This window comes from Candidatus Methylomirabilota bacterium (assembly GCA_036001065.1).
Lineage (GTDB): Bacteria > Methylomirabilota > Methylomirabilia > Rokubacteriales > CSP1-6 > MNEF01.
In genome coordinates, this window is the sequence record DASYUQ010000114.1 from 26076 (window position 1) to 32075 (window position 6000).

Below are 6000 nucleotides of genomic sequence, written 5' to 3' on the forward strand. Positions count from 1 at the left end.
CGGCGCTAATGGTAGGCCAGCCGGTAGACCTTTGCAATCTCGTGCGGCCGTCGCGATGCGGAGACGCCAGCCCGCTGACCGGGCTGATCTCCGAGCGCATCGTGCGCCGCCGCCGACCGCCGGACACGGTCCCGACGAGCGCGCCGCTCTTTGCGCGCATCTTGGGCGCGGAGCGGGTCACCTGCGCGGCCAGCCCGCCTCGGGCTCGCCGGGGCCCGCCTCACCCGGCGGCTGCGCGACGCCCGCGGTCGTAACATTTACGCGGAGTTGCGCGGCCCGGCGTTCCCGCTGGCGCCGGCCGGACCGTAAGAGGGGACAAGCCTCCCGGGTTCACGATATCTTTGAGGGAACCCCGATCCAAGGATGACACCCAAGGAGTTCGCCGCGAAGATCAACGAGTGGGCGCGCGGAACGATGATCGCGAGCCATGGCACGCAGTTCCTCACGGCAGGCGAGGGGCGGGCGCGGGAATTCCGCCCCGAGCTGAACACCGACCGCGGCACGCTCACCGCGGAAGCCGAGGTCATTCAGCGCGGGCGCACCACGCTCGTCGTCGACGGGCAGGTCTTCGACGACGAGCGCCGCCTGGTGGCGAAGCTCCTGGCCACCCAGCTCGCGTCGCGATCCGGGGCCGGCCGGGGATGAAGCTCGCCTCCAAGATCTTCCTGGCCTCGTCGCTGGTGATCGTCGTGCTCTTCATCGTGGGGGGCCTGAGCCTGCGCGCCGTCGGCCGGCTGGTCTCGGTCAACCGCGACATCACGACGCGCACGATGCCGGCCATCCACGACGCCTCGTCCATCCACGCCGCCATGCCCGGGCTGGCGCGCCTGGAGGCGCGCATGCTGATCCTGCGCGACCCCCGCTATGTGACCCGCTGGGAGGAGCAGGCCGCCCAGGCCCGGGACGACCTCGCGCGGCTCGGCCCGCTCCTCACCACACCCCGTCAGGAGGCGCTCCTCCGCCAGGCCAAGGACGCGTTCGACGAGTACCAACGGCTGGTCGGCGAGGAGCAGGCGCTGCTGGCCCGCGGACAGCGTGAGCAGGCGCTTCGCCTGTCCGATACGGAGACGCGCGCGCTGATCGAGCGCGTCGAGTCCCTCCTCGACCAGCTCATCGAACAGATTCGCAGCGCGGCCCTGGGGGCGCAGGCGGAGGCGGCGCGGCTGGAGGCGCGGACGTGGGGCGGCGTCCTCATCGCGTTCGGCGCCGCGGTCGTCCTGGCCCTGGTGGGGACGGCGGCCATCGCCTTCAGGCTCACCTGGTCGCTGCGCGCCCTGTCGGCCGCCACGTCGGCCGTGGCCACCGGCTCCTTTCCCGAGCCCGTCCGCGTCGAAGGCGAGGACGAGGTGGCCGCGCTGGCGAGGTCCTTCAACGCGATGGCGGAGCAGCTGCGCGAGCTCGACGCCCTCAAGGAGACGTTTCTGGCGACGGTGTCCCACGAGCTGCGCTCGCCGCTCACCTCGATGCGGGAGGCCGCGCACTTGCTGCGCGACGAAGTCCCCGGCGGGCTCAACCCGAAACAGGCGCGGCTGGTGAAGATCATCGAAGCGGGCTCGGAGCGCCTCCTCCGCCTCGTCAACCAGATCCTGGATCTCTCGCGCCTCCGCGCCGGCACGCTGCCGATCGAGCGCAAGCCGTTCGAGCTGGACCGGCTGGTCGCTCGCGCCGTGGAGGAGCTGCGGCCCCAGGCCCAGGAGGCGGGCCTGGCCCTCGAGGTCGAGCGGACCGGGCAGCGCTTCGACTACCTGGGCGACGAGGACCGGCTGGTCCAGGTGGTGGTGAACCTCGTCGCCAACGCGATCCGCTTCACCCCGCGCGGCGGTCGGGTGACGGCACGCGTGCTCGACGTCGGCCCGGAGATCGAGGTGCACGTGGAGGACACGGGCATCGGCATCCCGGCCAGCGCCCTGCCGCACATCTTCGGCTGGTACGAGCAGGCCCATCACCGGCGGGGCGGCACCGGCCTCGGGCTGCCGATCGTGCGCGGTCTGGTGGAGGCGCATGGAGGACGCGTGACGGTAGAATCGCAGGAAGGCAAGGGCAGCCGCTTCACGGTCTTGCTTCCGCGCGGAAGGGCGGAAGAGTGAGCCGATTCGTACGGGGAGTGACGATGGCGATGCTCCTGGCGGGCTGCGCGCCGTGGTGGCCGCCGGCGGCGCTCCTCGATCGCGCGGACCGACTGGTGCAGAAGGGTGAGTACGCCAGCGCCGTGCGGACGTACGACGAGCTGCTGGCGAAGTATCCCGACGACCCCGCCGCCCGGCGCGCGCTGGCCAGCCGCGACGCGGTGGCCGGCCTGGTGGCCGCCCGCACGGACATCGCGCGCCTGCGCGAGGAGCTCGCCGCCCGCGACGGCGAGCTGAACCGCTTGCGGCAGGAGCTGGAGCGCCTGCGCGAAGACCTGGAGAATCTCAAGAAACTCGACCTGCGCGACGAGCGTCGCCGCCGATGACGACGATGCGAGCATCGTCGACGAGCCGGCCGCGGGTGAAGAGCAGGACGCGCGTCTCAGCGGGCCAGCCCGGCGCGGCTGCCTCGAGCGGGTGGCAGGGGAGCGGCCCCCGTCCGCCAGCAGCCCGTGGCACTCCGCGCGAAGCGCGAGAGATATCACGCCGGACGCTGCGGGTCGATACGCCCCGGCCGCAACGCCAGCCACCGACAGCGATGCCGGACGGGGGCCGCTCCCCTGCCAGGACCCGCTCGCGACCAGCCGCGCCGGAGATCGAGCGATGAAGCGGCGCGTGCTGGTCGTCGACGACGACGCCGCGATCCTCGAGGTGCTCGAGATGCGCCTGACCGCCATGGGCTTCGAGGTGACCGGGACCAGCCGGCCCCAGGACGCCATCGACGCGATGACCGCCGGGCGCTTCGACCTGGCGCTGCTGGATCTCCGCATGGAGCCCCTCGACGGCATTCAGCTCATGGAGACGCTCCACTCCCGGCAGCCGCGCCTGCCGGTGCTCATCATGACCGCCCACGGCACCATCGAGACGGCGGTCGAGGCCGTGCAGCGAGGCGCCTTCGATTACCTGACCAAGCCGTTCGTGCGCGACGAGCTGCGGGCCAAGATCCGCCGGGCGCTCTCGGCGCGGCGCTGGGCGCGCGACCGCGAGCGTCTACTGGCGGTGGGCGAGACGTTCGCGTCGTCCGGCGTCATGGAGCGCATCCTGGACGCCGTGGTCCAGGCTGCGGTGGAGACCACGGAGGCAGAGCGGGCCGTGGTCTTCCAGCTCACCAGCGGGCGCCTGGTGCCGATGGCCAGCGCGGGGTCGCCGCCCCCGTCGTGGAGCGCGCTGGAGACGGCGGCGGCCCAGGCGATCGAGAAGGGCGCGCCCATGACGGTGCCCGGCGCGGAGTCCCGGATCATCGTCGCCGCTCCGCTGGTCGTGCAGCGGGGCCCGGTGGGGGCCCTGGTGATCGAGACGCCCGCGCGCGTGGAGCCGACGGAGGACGACCTCGAGCTGCTCGCGCTCTTCTCCTCCCAGGCGGCGATCGCCATCCGGAACACGCATGAGCTCGAGCGGCTGCGGAGCGGCGCCCTGGCCGCTCTGGGCCGGATGGCGACGCAGGTGGCCCACGAGCTGAAGAACCCGCTAGCCGGCCTGCGTCTCTACGCCCGCCACCTGGAGCAGCGGCTCGAGAAGGGCCGCGATGTCGAGAGCGCGGACCTGGCGCGGAAGGTCACGTCCACGGTCGATCACCTGACGGCGGTGGTCTCGGAAATCACCGCCTTCGGGCGCCCGCCCGAGCTGCACCGCGCGCCCACCTCGCTGGCTGCGCTGCTCGACGAGTGCATCGCGCTGGCGCGCGCCCGCTGCCCGTCCGAGGGCATCGAGATCGTGCGGTCGTACGACCCCGCCTGTCCGGAGGCGCAGGTCGACGCCCGCGAGCTGCGCAAAGCCTTCTTGAACCTGGTCCTCAACGGGCTGGAGGCCCTCAACGACCGGGGCCGGTTGACGGTGGGCGTACTCTACACGGCCGAGGCGCAGGCGATCACGGTGGCCATCGACGACACCGGACCGGGGATGGGCGACGAGACGCTCGCCCGCGTCTTCGACCTGTTCTTCACCACCAAGCCGGACGGCACTGGGCTCGGCATGGCCATCGCCCGCTCGGTGGTCGATCTGCACGGTGGCGAGCTGACGATCCAGAGCGCGCCCGGCCACGGCACCCGCGTGCGCATCCGCATCCCCGTCGGCGCCCCGGCCGCCCGCTCCGGAGCCGAGGAGGCCCGGTGAAGCACGGGCGCACAGTCCTCGTCGTCGACGACGAGCCGACCATTCTCGACGGCCTCCGACTCACGCTGGAGGCCGACGGCTACGCCGTCCGCATGGCCGGCAGCGTGCAGACCGCCCTCTCCGTCCTGGCCCAGGCCGACGTCCAGGCCGCGATCGTCGACCTCATGCTCCCCGACGGCGACGGCATCGCCCTCACCCGGGAGCTGAAGAAGCGGGACCCGTCGGTCGAGGTGATCATCGTCACCGCCTACGGCTCGGTGCGGAAGGCGATGGAGGCCACCAAGGGCGCGGGGGCCTTCTACGTCCTCGAGAAGCCCTTCGACCCCGACGAGGTGCTGGGGCTCGTCAAGAACGCGCTCGAGCACCGCAAGCTGGTCGCCGAGAACACCGACCTGCGCCGCCGGCTGGCCGAGCAGTCCGCCGACAGCGAAATCCTCTCCGCCGCGCCCTCCATGCGGCGCGTGATGGAGACGGTGGCCTCGGTGGCCGACGCCGACGCCAACGTGCTCATCGTCGGCGAGAGTGGCACCGGCAAGGAGCTGATCGCCAACGCGCTCCACGAGCGGAGCCGGCGGCGCGACGGTCCCTGGATCAAGATCAACTGCGCCGCGCTGCCCAAGGACCTCATCGAGTCGGAGCTATTCGGCCACACCAGGGGCTCGTTCACCGGCGCCACCACCGAGAAGGTCGGCCTGCTGGAGGAGGCGCACCGGGGCTCGTTGCTGCTCGACGAGATCATCGAGATGCCCGTCGATCTGCAGGCCAAACTCCTCCGCGTGCTCGAAGAGCGGGTGGTGCGGCGGCTCGGCGGCACCAAGGCCGTGGCCGTCGATTTCCGGCTGATCTCCTCGACTAACCGCAACGCCGACCTCGCCGTCAAGGAAGGCCAGCTCCGGCAGGACCTTTATTTCCGGATCAATACGGTGACCATCCAGGTGCCGCCGCTGCGCGAACGCCCCGACGATATTCCGCTGCTGGTCCAGGCCTTCCTGGAGCGCTACGCGGCCAGGCACGACCGGCGGATGGACGGCATCGAGCCGGAGGCGTACCGGCGCCTGCTCGGTTACCCGTGGCCGGGAAACGTGCGGGAGCTGCAGCACGCGATCGAGCACGCCGTCCTGGTGACGCACGGTAAGCAGATCACGCTGGCCGATCTGCCCGAGGCGCTCCAGCGCACGGTCGCGGAGGGCGCGGCGTCGTCGATCGCGCCCTCGGAGGTACCCGCGGGCTCGCTGGAGGAGATCGAGCGGGCCTCGATCCTCAAGGCGCTCGAGACCACCCGGTGGAACAAGCAGGCCGCGGCCGCGCTGCTGGGCCTGCGCCGCCCCACCCTCTACTCCAAGATGCGCAAGCACGGCATTCCCCAGCGGCCCAGCTGACGTCCCTGCCACGCGCCCGGCCGCCGGCCCGCTCCGGGACCGGTACGGGTAGCTCGGGGACGGGCGCCCCCGGTTCAGCCCAGCGGTACCGAGCGAAGACGACGCGACCTGGTCCGCACCTCAGCCCGGGGCGCCGGGAGCAGCCGGAGCCGTTGGCAGCGCTTGTGGAGTGTGTTGCGGTTCAAACCGAGAAGACGGGCGGCTCGGACCTGATTGCCTCCCGTCAGGGCCAGCACGTGCGCGAGCAGCGGGCGCTCGACCAGGGCCAGCATCTCGCGGTAGATGCGCCCCGGCCGGGTGGTGAGCAAGCGGTCGGCGAGCGTGCGGACCGCCCTGGCCAGGGCCCGCGGGGAGCCATCCACCCCGGGGGTGGCCAGGCGCTC

General features: G+C 72.2%; 6 protein-coding genes. 5 read left to right on the plus strand and 1 reads right to left on the minus strand.

What is annotated here, in order from left to right:
- Positions 1 to 363: 363 nt before the first annotated feature.
- The 5 genes from VGV13_10360 (at position 364) to VGV13_10380 (ending at position 5617) form a co-directional block, all read left to right on the plus strand.
- Positions 364 to 645 carry a hotdog domain-containing protein gene (locus VGV13_10360; protein ID HEV8641486.1) on the plus strand — a complete coding sequence of 94 codons (282 nt, stop codon included), beginning with the start codon at positions 364 to 366 and terminating at the stop codon, positions 643 to 645.
- Positions 642 to 2087, plus strand: coding sequence for an ATP-binding protein (locus tag VGV13_10365; protein HEV8641487.1), 1446 nt, complete (start codon positions 642 to 644; stop codon positions 2085 to 2087). The genes VGV13_10360 and VGV13_10365 overlap by 4 nt, the downstream gene beginning before the upstream one ends.
- Entirely contained in the window at positions 2084 to 2452 is a 369-nt protein-coding gene (locus tag VGV13_10370) for a tetratricopeptide repeat protein (GenBank protein ID HEV8641488.1), read from the plus strand. The genes VGV13_10365 and VGV13_10370 overlap by 4 nt, the downstream gene beginning before the upstream one ends.
- A 277-nt stretch (positions 2453 to 2729) precedes the next feature.
- Positions 2730 to 4238: a response regulator gene (locus VGV13_10375; protein ID HEV8641489.1), complete on the plus strand. Its 1509-nt coding sequence runs from the start codon at positions 2730 to 2732 to the stop codon at positions 4236 to 4238.
- A complete protein-coding gene (locus VGV13_10380; GenBank protein HEV8641490.1) occupies positions 4235 to 5617 on the plus strand; it encodes a sigma-54 dependent transcriptional regulator in 1383 nt (460 codons plus the stop codon). The genes VGV13_10375 and VGV13_10380 overlap by 4 nt, the downstream gene beginning before the upstream one ends.
- A 74-nt stretch (positions 5618 to 5691) precedes the next feature.
- On the opposite strand, the gene VGV13_10385 is transcribed toward VGV13_10380, so the two are convergent.
- A partial coding sequence (locus tag VGV13_10385) for a helix-turn-helix domain-containing protein (protein ID HEV8641491.1) occupies positions 5692 to 6000 on the minus strand: 309 nt, incomplete at its 5' end.

Excerpts from the sequence above, each read along its gene's own strand:
- VGV13_10360 (HEV8641486.1), top strand. The coding sequence starts at position 364 with ATGACACCCAAGGAGTTCGCCGCGAAGATCAACGAGTGGGCGCGCGGA.
- VGV13_10365 (HEV8641487.1), top strand. The coding sequence starts at position 642 with ATGAAGCTCGCCTCCAAGATCTTCCTGGCCTCGTCGCTGGTGATCGTC.
- VGV13_10375 (HEV8641489.1), top strand. The coding sequence starts at position 2,730 with ATGAAGCGGCGCGTGCTGGTCGTCGACGACGACGCCGCGATCCTCGAG.